General features: G+C 44.0%; 24 protein-coding genes. 9 read left to right on the top strand and 15 right to left on the bottom strand.

All coding sequences use genetic code 11. The features are described 5' to 3' along the window. Positions 1-142: 142 nt before the first annotated feature. From BS617_RS06710 to BS617_RS06695, 4 genes are read right to left on the bottom strand one after another with little or no spacing between them, the layout of a single operon-like run. Complete coding sequence (locus tag BS617_RS06710) at positions 143-499, bottom strand: hypothetical protein (protein ID WP_075172078.1); 357 nt, start codon at positions 497-499, stop codon at positions 143-145. A gap of 59 nt (positions 500-558) precedes the next feature. Beyond that, complete coding sequence (locus BS617_RS06705; protein WP_075172077.1) at positions 559-966, bottom strand: roadblock/LC7 domain-containing protein; 408 nt, start codon at positions 964-966, stop codon at positions 559-561. Between the two features lie 2 nt (positions 967-968). Then, on the bottom strand, positions 969-1,496 hold the full coding sequence (locus BS617_RS06700; RefSeq protein WP_075172076.1) for a GTP-binding protein: 528 nt from the start codon (positions 1,494-1,496) through the stop codon (positions 969-971). Positions 1,497-1,499: 3 nt separating this feature from the next. Beyond that, positions 1,500-2,387: a hypothetical protein gene (locus tag BS617_RS06695; RefSeq protein ID WP_075172075.1), complete on the bottom strand. Its 888-nt coding sequence runs from the start codon at positions 2,385-2,387 to the stop codon at positions 1,500-1,502. 249 nt (positions 2,388-2,636) lie between these two features. Here BS617_RS06695 and trpB point away from each other — a divergent pair, with 249 nt between their 5' ends. The 4 genes from trpB to rarD all read left to right on the top strand — a co-directional run bounded on the left by trpB (position 2,637) and on the right by rarD (position 6,863). Beyond that, complete coding sequence (gene trpB, locus BS617_RS06690; RefSeq protein ID WP_075172074.1) at positions 2,637-3,860, top strand: tryptophan synthase subunit beta; 1,224 nt, start codon at positions 2,637-2,639, stop codon at positions 3,858-3,860. Between the two features lies 1 nt (position 3,861). Next, complete coding sequence (gene trpA / locus BS617_RS06685) at positions 3,862-4,653, top strand: tryptophan synthase subunit alpha (RefSeq protein WP_075172073.1); 792 nt, start codon at positions 3,862-3,864, stop codon at positions 4,651-4,653. Between the two features lie 111 nt (positions 4,654-4,764). Further along, on the top strand, positions 4,765-5,838 hold the full coding sequence (gene hisC / locus BS617_RS06680; protein WP_075172072.1) for a histidinol-phosphate transaminase: 1,074 nt from the start codon (positions 4,765-4,767) through the stop codon (positions 5,836-5,838). A 128-nt stretch (positions 5,839-5,966) separates the two neighbouring features. Then, positions 5,967-6,863: an EamA family transporter RarD gene (gene rarD / locus BS617_RS06675; protein WP_075172071.1), complete on the top strand. Its 897-nt coding sequence runs from the start codon at positions 5,967-5,969 to the stop codon at positions 6,861-6,863. Here rarD and BS617_RS06670 read toward each other — a convergent pair. Continuing rightward, positions 6,858-7,121 (bottom strand): DUF2164 domain-containing protein, encoded by a 264-nt coding sequence (locus BS617_RS06670; protein ID WP_075172070.1) that lies wholly within the window; start codon positions 7,119-7,121, stop codon positions 6,858-6,860. The genes rarD and BS617_RS06670 overlap by 6 nt on opposite strands. A gap of 73 nt (positions 7,122-7,194) precedes the next feature. Between BS617_RS06670 and arfB the strand changes: the two genes are divergently transcribed. Then, positions 7,195-7,605, top strand: a complete 411-nt coding sequence (gene arfB, locus BS617_RS06665; protein WP_075172069.1) for an alternative ribosome rescue aminoacyl-tRNA hydrolase ArfB — start codon at positions 7,195-7,197, stop codon at positions 7,603-7,605. Between the two features lie 53 nt (positions 7,606-7,658). Here arfB and BS617_RS06660 read toward each other — a convergent pair whose 3' ends face one another. The 9 genes from BS617_RS06660 to BS617_RS06620 all read right to left on the bottom strand — a co-directional run bounded on the left by BS617_RS06660 (position 7,659) and on the right by BS617_RS06620 (position 14,798). Next, positions 7,659-8,591 carry a GGDEF domain-containing protein gene (locus tag BS617_RS06660; RefSeq protein WP_083609956.1) on the bottom strand — a complete coding sequence of 311 codons (933 nt, stop codon included), beginning with the start codon at positions 8,589-8,591 and terminating at the stop codon, positions 7,659-7,661. Positions 8,592-8,717: 126 nt separating this feature from the next. Continuing rightward, positions 8,718-9,065, bottom strand: coding sequence for a hypothetical protein (locus tag BS617_RS06655; RefSeq protein ID WP_075172068.1), 348 nt, complete (start codon positions 9,063-9,065; stop codon positions 8,718-8,720). Between the two features lie 7 nt (positions 9,066-9,072). Beyond that, complete coding sequence (trhO, locus tag BS617_RS06650) at positions 9,073-10,086, bottom strand: oxygen-dependent tRNA uridine(34) hydroxylase TrhO (protein WP_075172067.1); 1,014 nt, start codon at positions 10,084-10,086, stop codon at positions 9,073-9,075. Positions 10,087-10,167: 81 nt separating this feature from the next. Further along, positions 10,168-11,055 (bottom strand): hypothetical protein, encoded by an 888-nt coding sequence (locus tag BS617_RS06645; protein WP_075172066.1) that lies wholly within the window; start codon positions 11,053-11,055, stop codon positions 10,168-10,170. 108 nt (positions 11,056-11,163) lie between these two features. After that, entirely contained in the window at positions 11,164-11,964 is an 801-nt protein-coding gene (gene tcdA / locus BS617_RS06640) for a tRNA cyclic N6-threonylcarbamoyladenosine(37) synthase TcdA (RefSeq protein WP_075172065.1), read from the bottom strand. Between the two features lie 61 nt (positions 11,965-12,025). Then, on the bottom strand, positions 12,026-12,238 hold the full coding sequence (locus BS617_RS06635; protein WP_075172064.1) for a hypothetical protein: 213 nt from the start codon (positions 12,236-12,238) through the stop codon (positions 12,026-12,028). Positions 12,239-12,249: 11 nt separating this feature from the next. Continuing rightward, a complete protein-coding gene (locus BS617_RS06630; protein ID WP_075172063.1) occupies positions 12,250-12,933 on the bottom strand; it encodes a TIGR01621 family pseudouridine synthase in 684 nt (227 codons plus the stop codon). A gap of 31 nt (positions 12,934-12,964) precedes the next feature. Continuing rightward, positions 12,965-13,672, bottom strand: a complete 708-nt coding sequence (gene hda, locus BS617_RS06625; protein WP_075172062.1) for a DnaA regulatory inactivator Hda — start codon at positions 13,670-13,672, stop codon at positions 12,965-12,967. Beyond that, positions 13,659-14,798 (bottom strand): AI-2E family transporter, encoded by a 1,140-nt coding sequence (locus tag BS617_RS06620; protein WP_075172061.1) that lies wholly within the window; start codon positions 14,796-14,798, stop codon positions 13,659-13,661. Before BS617_RS06620 ends, hda begins: the two co-directional genes overlap by 14 nt. A gap of 278 nt (positions 14,799-15,076) precedes the next feature. Between BS617_RS06620 and purM the strand changes: the two genes are divergently transcribed. From purM to BS617_RS06600, 4 genes are read left to right on the top strand one after another with little or no spacing between them, the layout of a single operon-like run. Further along, positions 15,077-16,132 (top strand): phosphoribosylformylglycinamidine cyclo-ligase, encoded by a 1,056-nt coding sequence (gene purM / locus BS617_RS06615; protein WP_075172060.1) that lies wholly within the window; start codon positions 15,077-15,079, stop codon positions 16,130-16,132. A gap of 2 nt (positions 16,133-16,134) precedes the next feature. Continuing rightward, positions 16,135-16,788, top strand: coding sequence for a phosphoribosylglycinamide formyltransferase (gene purN / locus BS617_RS06610; RefSeq protein WP_075172059.1), 654 nt, complete (start codon positions 16,135-16,137; stop codon positions 16,786-16,788). A 25-nt stretch (positions 16,789-16,813) separates the two neighbouring features. After that, entirely contained in the window at positions 16,814-17,512 is a 699-nt protein-coding gene (locus tag BS617_RS06605) for a DUF3108 domain-containing protein (protein WP_075172058.1), read from the top strand. A gap of 17 nt (positions 17,513-17,529) precedes the next feature. Then, on the top strand, positions 17,530-17,808 hold the full coding sequence (locus BS617_RS06600) for a YfcL family protein (RefSeq protein ID WP_075172057.1): 279 nt from the start codon (positions 17,530-17,532) through the stop codon (positions 17,806-17,808). Here the strand turns inward: BS617_RS06600 and BS617_RS06595 are convergent. Beyond that, positions 17,805-18,371 carry a hypothetical protein gene (locus BS617_RS06595; RefSeq protein WP_075172056.1) on the bottom strand — a complete coding sequence of 189 codons (567 nt, stop codon included), beginning with the start codon at positions 18,369-18,371 and terminating at the stop codon, positions 17,805-17,807. The two genes, BS617_RS06600 and BS617_RS06595, sit on opposite strands and share 4 nt — an antisense overlap. Positions 18,372-18,385 lie beyond the last annotated feature (14 nt).

Here is an 18,385-nt window from a genome sequence, read left to right as displayed (position 1 = left end):
TTTGATAAGAATGAGGCGCGATTGTAGAGTGGATTCATATAAAGATAAATGCGCCAAGGCAAAAACCTCAGCGCATTTGTATTCAACAGCTTACTTAAACACCTTATAAGCCATTCAATTTCGTGAGCAAAATTCGCTCAGATTAAACCTTAAGCTCACCTTCAACTTGCTTAAGCTTACGACGAGCCAGCGCAAGGTTGCCTGATTGGTTTAACACATAATAAACGAACAACTCGCGATCAGAAGCCAGTGGACGAATCAGATGGATTTGATCAGACAACGTAATCAAAATATCTTCAATAGTAGACGTCAAGCCTAACATCTTAATCGTTTTGATTTTAGCGCGTACAACTTCTGTATTACCACCAGCTGCTACATCTAGGTCTACGCCTTGACCTGCAGAACCAAGCATCATCCCGCTATTATAATCAACCAATGCAGCGCACATAGCGCCATCAACAGTTAATAGCTCTTGTAGGCTTTCATTAATTTTGCTCATTTTTTTCCCTTTCACGTCATTCTATTTGTGGGTGATTTACTAATAATCCAAATATTTTTCTATGTATTCAGACCATTCAACACTGCATCATAAGCTTTCTGCAACGTCCAATTCGCTATACCGTGATTTACCGACCGTTTAAAGCCGGCCAACAGGACAAAGTCCGTTTCTTTAGTAAACAATAGTCTAGAAAGCAGCAGCCCTTCACTACCTTCGACAGAAGCACCTTTCACTTCACCAATTTCGCACTCAGATGCAAGGCTATAACTCAACCCTGTAAAGGAAACCGCCATAGTGGCGATACGGTTTGGATCCATTTTTTGCTTATCAACTTGCGCCCCCGCGTGAGCAACCAAGAAACCATCTGATGTTGCTAACACAACAAATCGTAGGCCTTCATACTCATCTAACAAGGACTTTAATAACGCTTCTAACTGCTCAGACTGCTCTGCTAAATCTTGGCTCATTACTAATCCAATAAAAATCTCAATTCCGCATTTGAAATCAATACGTGCAATAAAACCGTGAGATCTTGCTCATTTCGTGGATCCGAGCAAAACACCGGCATTGTTAACCCTTCATCCATGAGTAATTGATTGCAATGATCAACGTCGCTGTCCGTTGCGCGATTTAGGGCGACGATAAAACTGCTAGGATCAACAAACTTTGTGAATTCGTCTACGAAATACTTAAAGTCCTTCCAGCAATTCTCTTGGCTACAATCCAGCAACATGATTGCTCCCATAGCCCCTTTTGTGATTATAGGCCACATAAAGTCAAAGCGCTGTTGTCCCGGCACACCATAAAGTGCAACTTTACCGTGTTCGCCTAAGTTTATTTCTCCATAATCCATCCCCACCGTGGTCGTGGGTTTATCAACTTTAAAGCGCTCTGTATTGCGTGCCTCTGTTTTTACCGGCTCAATCTCGCTTATAGTCTGAATTGCTGTACTTTTTCCTGACCCCATGGGCCCAATAAAAACAACTTTCAGCAACATGTACTACAGTCCTAGTTTTGCTTTGAATGCTTGTAAAACCGATAGGCTTGCATCGATAGGCGGTTGCGTTACCGTATCGGCTTCTTCGTTTTCAACTTTAACTCTCAAGCCAGAAACACTACATGCGTGAAGGAAAGTACATACCTCTTCTGCATTGAGTCCGCTTACCATCATCCCTGTTTTCACAGTTGCAGCCTTTCGACCATATAAGGAGGACAACCTAAACATTGGCGCCGTTGACTCCCAATGCCCTAATTGAGGCCAACTCAACAAACGGTAAAGTGCATCCGGCCGATTCCACTTTTGCGCTGCATAACGATGTTCTTTAAGCCCTAAAGACCAAAGCAAGCTAGCTATTGGCAACTCCAAGCTTGGCTTAAGAATAGATACGTCTTCTGATTTTTTCCAATCTGCATCATCAGAATTAAAAATTAATTCTACTAATTCTGTTTTATCTGAAGCATTAGTACGCAGAACCTTATCCTGAGCACAAATAAATGTTTGGGTATTATTATGAACATATAGGCTACCGCTACCCTCTTGGGCCAAACCTACTATCCATTCTGCCATTGAAACCAACCCTACCTCTGGCTCTGCCGATAGGCGGCTATCTGCATAATTTAAAAGATCAAGCAGGGTAAAAACACGTAACGGCAACTCAAACTCACCTTGACTAAGAAACCTTAGTTCGTTTGTGAGCATAATATTGAGCGCATCATCGTTAGGGGCTTTCGACCTCCCCTCTATTCCAATGCGCAAGTCAACGGACTGGTCGTCATTACACAATACCCAGTTTGATGATAAATACGGACGAATCACATCCAGTTGAGCTGGCATTATCTGGCAGCTGAGATCATCAAAACCATTTAATGAAAAAGTATAGGTATTCAAACAAGCCTCATTGATAAATGTCTGCTTTCACAGCTTATTACTCATACAAACTAAACAGGTGCATAAGTAAACCCTTAATTAGATAAGTGTAGACTAGTGCCTGCTCCTTTTACAAAACCTGAATAAACAAATATCTGTCTCTTTTTTACACCAAATCATCTGTTACAGCCTAAGCTTGACATGTTAATCGTAAAACTCTATTTTATTTACCAAACCGTTTAGTAAATAAATTAACTTAAAGAGAGCGACATGAAAGATCAATTTTTCGGACGTTTTGGCGGAAGTTTTATTCCAGAGATTCTCTACAACAGCCAACAACAGCTCATTGACGCATACGAATCAGCGATGTCGGATGCCGAGTTTGTAGGCCGATTAAAATCTGAATGGCAGCATTATTCAGGTCGCCCTACACCACTGACTTTTTGCAACAACTTAACGCAACAGATAGGCGGCGCCCAAATCTACCTCAAAAGAGAAGATTTAAACCACAGCGGCGCGCATAAAATGAACAACGTTATTGGCCAAGGCTTGTTAACCCAATACATGGGAAAAACACGCGTCATTGCTGAGACGGGTGCTGGTCAGCACGGAATTGCGACCGCCCTAATATCTGCTCGCCTAGGCCTTAAATGCACTATTTATATGGGCGCTACAGACATCAAACGTCAATACCCTAATGTGTTTTGGATGAAACAGCTCGGGGCCGAAGTGATACCGGTCACCACTGGAAGCGCTACTTTAAAAGACGCACTGGATGAAGCAATGCGAGATTGGGCCGCAAATTACGATGACACCCATTATCTAATTGGTACGAGCTGCGGCTGTGCTCCCTTCCCTGAAATGGTCGCTGGTTTTCAATCGATTATTGGAGAAGAAGTCAAAGAACAGTCAATCAACCAAATCGGCAAACATCCTGACAGAATATACGCCTGTGTAGGTGGAGGCAGTAATGCTTGCGGCATTTTCCTGCCCTTTGTTGACTCGTCATCAACAGAGCTTGTTGGTGTAGAAGCAGGTGGCCGCAGCGATGCACCAGGAGATCACGCAAAACGATTTAACACCGACCAAGCACGTTTTGGTATTGCCCAAGGCTACGCAACCCGCTTTCTTCAAGACAGTGAAGGCCAGTTAATGCCGACACACTCTATTTCAGCAGGCCTAGATTACGTCGGTGTTTCGCCAATATTGGCCGACCTAGAAGAAAACGGAAAGGTCAGAATGATCAGTGCGAACGATGACGAAGTTATGACCGCGTTCTCCCAGCTAATGCGCAACGAAGGCATTATTCCCGCTTTAGAATCAGCTCATGCGGTAGCCGGCGGTCTTCGTGAGGCAAAAAACATGAGACCTGATCAATCTATTGTTATTAATCTGTCTGGGCGCGGCGATAAAGATATTTTTAATGTCGCTAAAGTAATGAAGGACGAACCTTTCAGCGCTTTCTTAAACGACTTTTTATTGGAGGCAAATTAATATGCATCCTTTGACCCAATACATCCGTGACAAACGTAAAACACAAGACATTCTTTTAATGACACACGTCGTTTACGGATACCCAAGCATTGAAGACAGCCTATCTATTATGAGAAGCCTTCTCAATCAGGGCGCGGATATTTTAGAGGTACAATTTCCTTTCTCAGACCCTGTTGCTGATGGCCCTACCATTACCACTGCATGTCATCAGGCTCTGGAAAACAAGCCGCGACTGGAACAATTATTGGCAGATATAGAAATGCTAAGTAAAGAGTTCCCAAAACAGCATATCTTACTTATGAGTTATCTAAACCCGCTTCTCCAATTCGGTTTAGATAACTTAGCTAACACTATGAAAAATCGTGGAATTAGCAGCATGATAATCCCTGACATACTGCAAGACAGCTATCCTCTATTGGCCCCATTAACGGAGCAAAGCATATCACCCATTTGGCTTGTTACTCCGGATATGTCTGATGAGAGGATTAAGCAACTCAAGCAACGAGCCGACGGAATGTTGTATTGTGTCAGCCGAAAAGGAGTAACTGGAAAGCAACAAACGGATAGCGTTGATAAATCAGCAACGATCCAAATCGGTAATTATTTAAATAGAGTGAAAGGCTTAACCGAACTTCCTCTCGCCATGGGCTTTGGCATTCGAACCAGAGAAGACGTGAAGGCATTAATTGGACATGCCGATGTTGCTATTGCTGGCTCTGTCTTTTTAGACGCCTACAATGCAGGAGGGATTAAAGCAGTAGGCGAACAAGTAACCTCTCTTAAATCTGCTTAATTAGTATATAACGAGCGCCCCTAATCTACTGACAAGCACTAGTGGTTAATGGGGCGATTCGCTATAATTTTCGGCCAACTAGCTGCTTTTAAATAACGAGTTATTACAACAATGAGTAAATTCTGGAGTGACGCGATCCGTGATCTAACCCCTTATGTTCCAGGCGAACAACCTAAGGTTAGTAACATAATCAAACTCAACACAAACGAAAACCCGTTTGGCCCTTCTCCCAAAGTTACTCACGCCATTCATTCATTTGAAAGCAACAAATTGCGTAAATACCCAGACCCAGACTCTACATCACTCAAAAATACGCTGGCTGATTACTATAATGTAAGATCCAATCAAGTATTTGTGGGTAATGGATCGGATGAAGTGCTAGCGCATGCCTTCATGGCCTTCTTCCGCCAGAAAGAGCCGCTGCTCATGCCTACCATCACCTATAGTTTCTATGATGTGTATTGCAACTTATATAATATAAACTACGAGCATATCCCCCTTGGGGATGATTTCTCCATCGACCTAACAAAATACCAGCGCCCTAATGGCGGCATTATTTTTGCAAACCCTAATGCACCTACCGGTAAAGCACTAACCCTTGATGCAATTGAAGGCCTCCTCAACACCAACACAGAATCTGTCGTGATTGTTGATGAAGCCTATGTAGACTTCGGGGCTCAAAGCGCCGTTAGCCTTATCAATAAATACCCCAATATTTTGGTGATTCAAACGTTTTCCAAATCCCGGTCTTTAGCCGGTATGCGAGTTGGTTTCGCTCTAGGGAATGCAGAATTAATCGAAGGCTTAGAGCGAGTTAAAAATAGCTTTAACTCTTACCCTTTGGATATGCTCGCTCAAGACACCGCTATTGCTGCGATACAAGACGAGCAATACTTCCAAGAAACAACGCAACAAATCATCAGCACACGCGAATGGACAACCGCTCAACTTGAATCGATTGGGTTTAATGTTGTTCCATCTAAAACAAACTTTGTCTTCGCGACGCATCGTTATTTGCCAGGCGCTGAGCTCATGGGCTTTTTACGTACTCATAACATATTAGTCCGTCATTTTAGCCGACCAGGCATCGAAAACCATTTGCGCATTACCATTGGAACCCCCGATGAGATGAGTGCCTTGATTGACTGCCTTAAAAAGCATCCTGATATAAGCACATTGGATTAAGGCCCCCTCATAAGCGTCTGGAGTCGCTACACCTTTAGACGCTTCTACCATTCAATCCAACAACGCACTGTTCCCTTGTAGATACCTAATTTATTGATAGAATCGCGCTTTATATTAAGGATTCTACCGTGATCGAGCAAAACCGCGGCCTTATCTACGCCCTAACCGCCTACCTTATTTGGGGAACATTCCCACTTTTATTTAGCTTATTCAAAGGGCTACCTGCAATGGAAGTGCTCGCGCACCGCATTGCGTGGTCTGCTGTTTTTGTAGCCATTATTATTACACTGACCGGAAAGTGGCACCGCATTAAAGTCGCCCTTACCAACAAGCAGCTGATCTTAGCTTTATGTTGCTCAACCACATTAATTGCTGCTAACTGGGGACTTTATATTTGGGCAGCTATGAACGAGCGAGCCGTTGAAGCAAGCTTGGGCTACTTCATCCACCCACTAGTGTCGGTAGGCTTAGGTGTTTTTTTCCTAAAAGAATCGTTAAGCACTTATCAAAAAGTCGCACTGTTATTAGCGATCATCGCTGTTGTTTACAAAGTTACAAGCTCTGGAGCTCTCCCGTGGATCTCATTATCCTTAGCCGCAAGCTTTGCTCTTTATGGGTTTGTGCGCAAACAAACGCAAGTGGATACCGTAACGGGGCTAATGATAGAAACGACCTTAGCCCTCCCTTTCACTCTGATATTTTGGCTGTTTACCCCAGTTAACCACTTTGGATTCAATCTACAAGGTGGCCTTTTCATTTTAGCTGGCATACTCACTGCCATCCCATTGTTAGCCTTTGCAGCCGCAGCGAGGCGCATCAGCTTATCAATGATAGGATTCCTGATGTATTTAAACCCTACACTTCAATTATTGTGCGCTGTATTTATTCTTGGGGAGCCCTTCACTCACACCGATTTAATAACATTCTCACTCATTTGGATTGGCCTAGCTATTTTCACTGGTGGAACCTATTGGCGGCACAGAAAAGACCGACAAAAACTGCGCCCAAGCGTAACTTCATCATAATGTGCTTACGGGACGCGGCTCCATTTTTTCTAGCTCATCAAATGCGAGTATTAAATCATCCACGCGACTTGATAGCATGGCTTGTGCATCCCTTACGCCTTGATTATAAAAATAAGCCCCCATTTCTTGAGATATAAAATCCAATAGGAATTGGGCTTGAAACTGCCCTAATTCGTAGTCCAATTCTTTGACAAAATATTGCTTTAATCGTCTTTCTAACATTTCAAGGGACGCTTTTTCTAACGCAATCACACTCATTTAGCGATCTTCCTTTTCATTTAAAATCAAGTTATTCATAGGGTTGCTGCACGTTTAGGATTACAATGCTCACATGCTTACTATATTAAAACACATTGTTATTAGTGCAGATGAACTTGAATTTACAGCCATTCGCGCTCAAGGCAGTGGTGGACAAAATGTAAATAAAGTCTCATCCGCCATCCATCTTCGCTTTGATATCAAAGCATCATCACTCCCCGATTTTTACAAAGAGCGCTTACTTGAGTTTAAAGACAAACGGATAACGGCGGATGGTATTATTGTCATTAAAGCGCAAACTTTTCGTACCCAGCAAAAAAACCGAGAAGATGCACTGGAACGCCTGAAAACACTCATCCTTGACGCTACGACTATCCAAAAAAACAGGCGCCCAACAAAGCCTACCCGCAGCTCGCAACGCAAACGAATGGACAGCAAAACCAAGCGAGGAAACACCAAAGCAATGCGCGGCAAAGTGATGTAGTTAATCTTGCCCCCATGAACTGAGGGCAGATAGAGAATTAATATGTAAAAACCTTAAATAGGTTCGCCTTCAATACGGTTACTGCCAGATTGCTTAGCAATAAACAGGTTTTCTTCTGCACGCTTGAGCATTACTTCAGGCTCATCTTCTGGATACATTAAAGTCGATATACCTATGCTGACAGTAAAACTCAGGTCACCGGTAGGGAAAGGTATTTCTAAATTTTCTGCAAGAACACGAACCCGTTCAGCCGCCAACATCGCTTGATCTTGGTTAGTTTCAGGCAAAAACATTACAAATCTATCATCGGAATAGCGGGCAAAAAAATCAGCGGTTCGCTTAAAGCCATGCAGAGCAGTCACAAATGCCTGCAACACTTGATCCCCTGCATCTAAGCCTTGCTTGTCGTTGATATCACTAAAATGATCGATATCAATTAAGAGAAATGAACACACCCAGTCATAACGCAGCGCCTGCGCAACAGACTGCTGTAAAATAGTCATGAGCGAACGGCGATTATAGGCACCCGTCAGCGGATCGCGTTGAGCTTGCTGTGAAATTTTTTGATTCAACTGACGTGATTCTGAGATATCACTCATCATAAAAAGAATATGATGAGGATCTATGGCCGAAAAGCTAAATTCTATAGCGCGCTGCTGATCCAAACCCGCCTCATGCAATTGCAATAAATGTTCGGGTTTTAGTGTGATCTGATGCTTTTGCACACCCTCACCCGCTGGCGCAGTTAATGATTGATCAAATGCTTGCTTTAGCACCTCGGCATCGGGCTCTTCGAATAGAGGAAACAAAGTGAGACCCCGTAACTTTTCGCCCCTCATCCAACTGGCAGTTCCTTCATGGACACGTGTTATTTCACCTGTGCCATTAAGAAGAAATACGGTTTGATCAACACCTTTTAGTAACGCCTCTAATACTGGCAGATCCGCTGTAGCTTCGTCTGCGGCACTCTGAATAGCACCCACCATGACAACACTCCTAATTGTTTTTTTAACTCCATGTATCTTTATAGCACAGACTAGGATAATTGCCGTTATTCTTACGCCTAAAGGCAGCGCCAAAAGCAAAAGGGAGCCCCTCGACCTAGACAAGCACTAACCAATAAAACGTCTAACAAGCCTAGCCGCATCACCAAATAGATCTATAGAAAATTGTAGAGGCTTTTCGTCGTTAGATGATAAACGTATCAGCTCATTAATGAGTGGCTCAATGGTAGCCGGTTCGCCCTCATAGCTGGCGCTGAGCAAAATAGAATTAATCTTTGACAGATGAGCACTTGATTCAGTTTCAGAGTCAAGAGCCAACATAACAGGGGAATTGTGAAGCAAGGTCTCTTCATCGTCAGCGCTTAATATACGCCAACCTAACGCTTGTAGATGAGTCGCTAACTCCTGACGAGTTAGCGAGGTTGTTACTGTTCCTAACAAGCGATACTCTTGCATTTTACTGCTATCGCTTCATCGATTTTTTAGCCAACGCTTTTTCGTTTAGTGCTCGTTGTCGTTCACGCTCAGCACGTTTAGCGGCACGACGCTGATCCATTGTTGTAAGAGCATCTTTACCAATATGCCCTTCACCACGCGCTTGAGCTAAAGACATTTGCAATTCGCGCTGACGAAAACGCTCGATTTGCTCCGGCGAGTGAGTACCAAAACAATGAGGACAACTCACGCCTTTTTCGTACTGATCCGATAGTTTATCTTCTTCTGTTATAGGCAAACGGCACGCATTACATAAATCATAATGCCCTTTTTCGAGTTGATGATTTACAGTTACACGATCATCGAACACAAAGCATTCGCCTTCCCATAAAGATTCCTCTTGAGGAACTTCTTCTAAGTACTTGAGAATCCCACCTTTTAAGTGATAAACCTCATCAAAACCTTGTTCTTTCATATACGCTGTCGATTTTTCACAACGTATACCGCCCGTACAAAACATGGCCACTTTTTTATGTTTAGTCGGATCTAAATTCTGTTTTACGTACTCAGGAAACTCACGAAAGGTATCTGTTTCTGGATTAACCGCGTTTTTGAATGTCCCTACTTGAACTTCATAATCATTACGCGTGTCCACCAGCAAAACTTCAGGGTCACTGATGAGATCATTCCAAGCTTTAGGGTCCACATAAGTACCCACAACCTGCTTAGGATCAATCCCCTCAACTCCTAACGTGACTATCTCTTTTTTAAGCTTAACTTTAGTGCGTTTAAAAGGCGGCACTTCATGAAGCGACTCTTTGTAATCGAGATCAGCCAATCGACTATCTGATTTCAACCAAGCCAATAACGCATCAATACCCTCACGGCTACCTGAAACAGTCCCGTTAATTCCTTCTCTAGCAAGCAACAATGTGCCTCGAACGTGGTTACGCTCCATTACTTGAGTTAAAGGCTCACGAATGGCTTCGTAATCATCTAGCGTTACAAATTTGTACAAAGCGCATACGACGGTATGAGACATTATCTAGCTCCGATGCATTATTTAAACGGCGGCAACTATACAGCAAGGCCGCCATTTTGTCTTGCAGCACAGCACAACGAATTAACCGGTGTGCTGCTTGGTTTGATTAATGTCATACCGGTTTAATGTCTCTAGCGCCGCTTCTAACCACTGCCCTGATTCGCCGCGCATCCAACTGGATGTTAACTCTATCTGTATGACCTTTTTCCAGTCACGCGTTTGCAGCTGCTCGGGAAGCGAGAAGCGATACGGCAAATTTTTCAGAATAGAAAAAACTTCAAAATCGATGGAGAAATTAAAAAAGTGTTCCCGTGCATACATTTCTAACTGCGGACCATTACAGGCAGAGGGATCAAATGAACGCCCTTTAGATACGTGCGCAATCGGATCAATCCCTTTCAGCCCCAGCTCTTCTTTTTTAAGAGGAAATACGCCATAAAGATTGAAAGCACGCAAATAAATTTGGCGCAAATAAGAGCTATAACACTGATTACTGATCGCTTCCTTGCGGGACATACCCGTTATATTCTGAACCTCACATGCTGCATCAGCTATTGCATAAGCTCGACCTTGGCTAGCAACAATGTCTATTTCTGATGCCTGATGGCGAATCCAGTGGCAAATTGGCCGCTCGGTTTTCCAAAGAAACTCCAAAAAAGCAGCGGACAGTTCGAAAGGCTGAGCCATATCCGTAGTGACACCGCCCACACCAAAGCGGACATTCAACATCCCCAATTGCACGTTGCCTAACAAGGCCTCAATCAACTTACCAGACTCCTCATGAAAACTCAGAAAGTCGTCCTCATATTGAGTAATCATATCGGCCGGGTTATTAAGGATTGCCACTAAGTTAGACACAGGCCAGCGCTCACAAAGAAGCGATTCTTCTTCAATACCACCCGCTTTCGGTTCTAGATTGTTCGAAATCGCGATAGTTTGAGCCGTTTTGTCTTCTGTATGCTTAACCATGAAATACCTTCCCTTGATGACCGGTCATCCATGATCGCGTTTGTTATTTTTGCGTCCAAGCTACTTCAACCGGTTAGTTAATTCCGCTTCTCAATAGTGAGAGGCAAATTAACGTGTTGCGCCAGCCTCAATATCTGCTTTAAGCATCAACTTGTTCAATACCCGTGATGCTGCAACCATACCGAATGTGGATGTCACTACAACCGCAGCGCCAAAACCCCCATCACAATCTAGTCGAGTCAGTCCTTCATCAAGGTTTTTTTGGTTACAAACCGAACCATCCGCTTGCGGATAGCGCAGCTGCTCCGTCGAAAACACACATTCCACGCCAAACTTCTTACCACTTTTACTATAATTATAGTGTCGGCGGAGGAATGATCTAACTTTAGCAGCTAATGGATCATTATGTGTTTTAGATAGGTCGCATACACTCACACAAGTCGGGTCTAACTGCCCTCCAGCACCACCAACACAAATTACTGGTACTTTATTGCGACGACAATAAGCAATTAATGCGGCTTTGTCTTTTACACTGTCTATTGCATCAACCACATAGTCAAAGTAATCACCAATTAGGTCGGCAGTATTCTCTTTATTAATAAAGGCTGATTCTTCATGCACTAAGCACTCCGGATTAATAAGCCTTATCCGTTCTGCCATTTGGGCTATTTTTGATTTACCTACAGCACCGTCTAACGCATGTATCTGCCGATTAATATTCGTTTCACAAATGTCATCTTGATCAATCAGAGTAATTTCACCTACTCCTGAACGGGCCAGTGCCTCTGCTACCCAAGAACCTACACCACCGATACCTACCACGCACACATGCGACGAACGAAAACGCTCGACTGCATCGCTCCCATATAAGCGACGCGTACCCCCAAACCGATTGTCATAACTAGACACGCTAATCACCTACCTGAAAATATTGACTGCCAACCACTTAAACCCATTGTCGCCCATGCAACTAAATATCATCATCCGTTAACTCGGTATACACGGCTTGACCACATTGCAGACACTGCCCTTCAATGAAGATTGTGCCTTCTAGTTCATATTCAACAGGCTCCTGCATCCCTAAATCAGCTTTCATGCAGTGATCACACCAAGTGGTTTCTAAAAATGCCTTTTGCTCTTCTTTGTCTCGAGCATAAAAATCACGTGACGTAGGCGTCCCCATAACTTATCTCTCTATTCGTTGTTTGCCGGCCACTTGAGGCTGGCTGGTTGTTCCCAGCGCTTCAGTTGAGCCTCGACTTCTGGGCAATCAAAAAAACGTCCCCATTCCGGCTGGGCAATAAAATGATAATGATTTTCGTTAAAAGAAAACATCAACTGCCATGCGTGCAAATACGTTCTATCAGCTGGCGAACCACTATATAGAGCGTCTCCAAGGACAGGAGCCCCTATGCTTTTTAAAGCCACACGCAGTTGGTGAGTTTTACCAGTAGAGGGCTTTAACAAAAACAAACGACGCCCTGGCGAGGGGCTCATACTAAAAAAATGTGTCAGCGCTGGTGAAGTATTAGTTTTAGTTAACTTCCATGCGCCACGTCGCGCTTTTATCATGTCGCCTTTAACAAGGCCCTGTTTTTTACTGGGTTTTTTATCGCTCAGCGCTATATAGAATTTTTTTACCGTCTTCTTAGCAAACTGATCAGCTATCTCAGCAGCAGCGTCAGCTGACTTAGCAAAAACCATAACACCCGACGTTACTTTATCAAGCCGGTGTACTAGGTAAACATGAATACCCAGTGCAGCCGATAACTCCATTGTTAGGCCTGACTCATTATCATCTTTATGGACAGAGATACCTGGCGCCTTATTGATAATAATAAAATCGGCATGATCAGCGATTATACGAAATGAACTCATGATAGGGAGACGACAAAAGTAGCAGAAGAAACTACCACCCCATTTCCTGCTTGATGAACGGGATTGTGACTTTGCGCTGAGCCATCAATGATGCCTTATCCAAACGCTCTAACATTAAACAAAGGTCAGACATATTGCGGCTAGCATGATGAACTAAATACTTAGCGACTTCTTCTGTTAATTCAAACCCGCGAATCTTGGCGCGCATGGCAATAGCAGCGGCTTTACCTTCATCGTCGAGCTCGGAAACACTAAACACACCACCCCAACTTAATCGCGAAACCAAATCAGGCAACTTGATAGTCAATTGTCTGGGAGGTGTGTTTGCCGCTACGATAAGCGTGTTTTGTTCTTGCCGGATGCGGTTATAAAGATGAAAAAGTGCTTCCTCCCACACTTTATTCCCCGCAATTGCTTCCACATTATCTACGCACACCAAGTTAAGATGCTCCATCCCTTCTAAAATAACGGGACTTAAAGAGATCAAATCAGCTAATGGTAAATAGACAGCTGTACGCTTTAGCGGCTCTGCAGTATGGCAAGCGGCTTGTAGCAAATGGGAACACCCCACTCCTTCATAACCCCAGATATACAGGAATTGCTCGCCTCTGCCTTCTGCCGCTTGTCGCAGCATAGAGCACACAAGACCATTTTCCCCGGTCATAAAGTTTTCAAACCGAGCCTCGTCTTGAAGGGAAACGCCTAAAGGCAGTTGCTGAGGCGCATTAGCGCTGTTCATCTGTCTCAAATTCCTGTGTGTCGGATGGCTCATCCTCAGCGATAGGCCGGGGAGTTTCTGAACCATAAAGATGGCTATTTTTATACCCATCATGAAGATGGCGCAAAAATACCATAATTACGGCCGCAACGGGTAGTGCTATAAGAACACCAACAAAACCAAATAACTGACCACCGGCCATAATGGCAAAAATTACCGCAACCGGATGCAAACCTATTTTATCACCAACCAGTAAAGGAGTAAGCACCATGCCTTCTAACATTTGGCCTATTCCAAACACCAATGCTACCCACAACAGTATGGATGGCTCATTAAATTGTATATAAGCAGCAATAGCCGCTACTGCGATACCTACAATTGTCCCCATGTAGGGAACAATGCTAGCCAACCCTGCAATTAACCCAATTAGTAGCGCTAAATCAACGCCTATTGCCCACAGACCCAGTGCATAAATAGCCCCCAGCATCAACATAACGAGCAACTGGCCTTTTATAAACGCAGCCAGGACCTCATCACACTCAGTTGCCCATGAGGTAACTGTTGGCTCTAAGTTACGAGGCAACAGACGGCCTATCTTAGCCATCATGACGTCCCAATCACGTAATAAATAGAAAGTAACGACAGGGATTAACAGTAAATTTGTTAGCCAGCCCATTACCGCCAAACCAGACTTTGTAAGCCCAGAGGCCACCTGAGCCATTATGCTTCCGGTTTGCTCCCAATGAGTGGTAATCAGCTGTTTAATGGACTCACTTCCTCCAAAACTAATCTGGGTGCCAAGATATGTTTCAATTGCAGGGAACACCTTGCTCTCAAACATATCAGCAATCGCCGGTATTAATTTTATAAGGGTCTGAACTTGAGCGCTCAACTTCGGCACCAGCAACAACACAAACAAACTCAAAATGGTTGTCATGACGACAAACACAACCACAACAGCTGAGGTCCGTTTTAGGCCTACCGCTTCAAGGCGATCGGCTAAAGGATCCGTCAAATACGCCAAGAGTGCGCCAGCCAGAAACGGAGATAATATAGGCCCTAATAAATACAACAAAACCCCTGAAATCACAGCAACCGTGATGATGAACCACCGCTGAGTTTTCAATAGCACTTCCACTGAGCTCATGCCCACTCCCTATTACTTAACTAAGCATCTCACTAAAAACATAAAACAAGCCTGTAACGCGCCTGCCTACTAACCAATATATGATATTACGAATAAGCTTACGGCACTGTAACTGAATTATGAAAAAGCCTAAAACCTTATTTTTAAGAATATTTTTTTTATTTCAGGCATAAATATGGCAGGTAATCGGCAACATACAATAGCCCGCGCTATATCAACCTGATAGAATACTGCGCATATTTTTACACCTCACTTACCCAGTCTGAAGGTTAAGATACATGTCTACTGGTTCCGACAAAAAATCCTTAAGTTATAAAGATGCCGGCGTTGATATCGATGCAGGTAATGCCTTGGTTGATCGCATTAAAGGGGTTGCTAAGCGTACGGCTCGCCCTGAAGTTATGGGCGGTTTAGGTGGCTTTGGAGCGCTCTGCGAAATTCCAGAGGGCTACAAGCAACCCGTTTTAGTATCCGGCACGGATGGCGTTGGGACGAAATTACGTCTTGCAATGGAGCTAAACAAACATGACACCATTGGTATTGACCTTGTTGGCATGTGCGTCAATGATCTAGTAGTAGCAGGTGCAGAACCTCTTTTCTTCCTTGACTATTACGCTACCGGCAAACTTAATGTTGAAATGGCAGCGGATGTCGTAACCGGTATTGGCCAAGGCTGCGAACTTGCCGGTGCGGCTTTGGTAGGCGGCGAAACAGCTGAAATGCCTGGCATGTACGAGGGTGACGATTACGACTTAGCAGGCTTCTGTGTTGGCGTCGTTGAAAAAGCCGACATTATTGACGGCTCAAAAGTTGCCGCAGGCGACACTTTAATTGCTTTAGCGTCTTCAGGGCCTCATTCCAATGGCTACTCTTTAATTCGCAAAATCATTGAAGTATCGGATGCAGACTTATCACAAGAAGTCGATGGTCGACCATTACGCGATGCGCTTTTAGAGCCCACACGTATTTATGTTAAACCATTACTTAAGCTGATCAAAAAATCACAAGTCAACGCACTTTCCCACATTACCGGCGGCGGACTGCTAGAAAACATACCTCGCGTACTACCCGCTGATGCCAAAGCTGTTATTAATACCCAGTCATGGACACTGCCAGGCGTATTCCAGTGGCTACAATCTGCAGGTAATGTTGAACCACGCGAAATGTATCGTACATTTAACTGTGGCGTTGGCATGGTAATCGTTGTTCCAGCAAGTGAAACAGACAACGCACTTAGCATTTTAAAAGATGCTGGCGAATCAGCATGGGTCATTGGCCATATCGATAATGCTCAAAATGGCGAAGAACAGGTAGAGCTGAGCGATTCGGAGTAAGCATGTCCACAAAACGGATCGTCGTACTGATCTCGGGTAGTGGCTCAAACCTGCAAGCAATTATTAACGCAATCGATGCGGGTCATATTCATGGCCGCATCGAACACGTTATCAGCAACAAAGCAGATGCCTACGGCCTAGTACGCGCAGAACAAGCCGGTATTTCATACTCGGTTATTGATCACAAAGCCTTTGACAGTCGCGAATCATTTGACGCCCACACCCGTCAAGTGATCGACAAGTATGCACCTGACCTTGTAGTACTAGCGGGTTTTATGCGGATTTTATCCGCCGCATTTGTTCAGCATTATCACGGGAAAATGCTCAACATACACCCTTCGCTACTACCAAAATACAAAGGTTTACACACGCACAAACGGGCCCTAGAGGCTGGCGATAATGAACATGGCTGCACCGTACACTTTGTAACTGAAGAGTTAGACGGCGGCCCATTGCTAGTACAAGCTTGTGTTCCTGTATCCTCTGACGATACTGAAGCTTCCCTTCAGGCCAAAGTCCACCAGCGAGAGCATGTAGCTTATCCACTGGCCGTAGAACTTATTTGTGCTGACCGCATTCGATTTGACGAGGCAGGTATCTTTCTGGATGATGAACTTTTACCACCTTCTGGATTCAGATTAGCATACGACGCGTAACTGACCTGATCAAAGGAGATCGATTTTGCGCCAGCTTATATCCGGTGTAGTACTCTCTGGAATTTTACTATGCCCTACTGCACAAGCAGATGTGACCGCATACAAGGCGACCTATGCTTCTGAATTTGACATCGGCATTGCTATGTCTGGAGAGCTTACTCGGTCACTTCGTCAAACATCCAACGGTCAATGGCTCTTTTCAACCAATGCTGAAGCAATGATCGCTTCTATTAAAGAGAATACATCCGTTACTTTTTCCAACGATCATGTTGTTCCTCATACTTACCTTTACAAGCGTAAAGTGCTGGGTAAAACACGCGAGGCCAAACTGACCTTTGATTGGAATAATAACCAAGTTACCAATGATGTTGAAAAAAAGCCTTGGACTATGCAAGTTCCCGATGGAACCCAAGATAAGTTAAGTTATCAGCTACAAATGCGCTTGGATCTCATATCTGGTAAGAAAGGCCCTTTTAGCTATCAAATAGCCGATGGCGGGCGCCTAAAGACCTATGATTTTAATATTATCGGTTCTGAAAAAATCACCTCACCCATGGGTGAGTATGACGCCATCAAAGTAGAGATGGATAGAGGGACGGATGCCAAACGTGAAACTTATATTTGGTACGCACCTGCCCTTGATTACATGATCATTAAGCTCAAGCAAACAGAGCCTGATGGCAAAACCTATGCTCTACAACTTAAATCACTAGAAACTGAATAACCGGGTTTTACACAATAATGTCTATGCTAAACGGCGAACAACTTTACAACTGGCTTTTACAACAAGAAGCTGAAGGCGATGATGATCGCCGTTTCTACTCAAGCTATTTGCTAGGCCACGTTAGTCTCGCCATCGCCGAAACAGAAGAAGCACCAAGCCAATTCAAAAACCAACTCTACCACTGCGTCGAAGAGGCACTAGGAATTGATAAATTGAGCGAGGCAGATATTATTGGCATACGAGAGCTACTCAAACAAGGAGCTGATCAAGCATCCAATCAGCTCTCGCCTGCTTAGTTTTCCAGCTCTACACCCAGCGCATGTGCTCGCTGCTTAACAGCAGCGGACACCTGCTCATCAGTCAGCGTTCCATTGCCATATGAAATACTTAATACCCTTTCACACTGCTGATGCATTTCATCGATGTACCGATTATCAGCGTCAGTATTTTTCCACGCCATTGATTGACGCCTAAAGCCCACGTAATCCTCCCGAAAAGACTCCAACGTGTAAGGTGTAGCCGGCTTTACTGTTTGATTGAGCAAGGCAATAAATCCCTTGGTCATAATAATAGATGCCGTGGAATATTCGAATAGATCTTGCTTAGACAAACCTGGTACAACCGATTTCAAATCCGTCAGCATCACATGGCTCTTAGCCTCGTCTAAGTTATGCACCAAGGCATATAGGCCATCGTAATAACCAGCACACTGCGCACCAACTGACGTAGCCAAACGAACTTGCTCCACATCAACCGAGTTCGTTTGGCTAAAAGTTACATTAGCCCATGCACAGGCCGCTACTATGCACGTCAGCCGAGCATTAACTGAAAATAATTGAGCGACACTTCTACGCTTCATTGGTTTTCCTTATA

Origin of the sequence: Neptunomonas phycophila (genome assembly GCF_001922575.1) — a bacterium.
Classification (GTDB): Bacteria; Pseudomonadota; Gammaproteobacteria; order Pseudomonadales; family Balneatricaceae; genus Neptunomonas; species Neptunomonas phycophila.
This window is presented reverse-complemented; position numbering and strand designations above follow the sequence as displayed.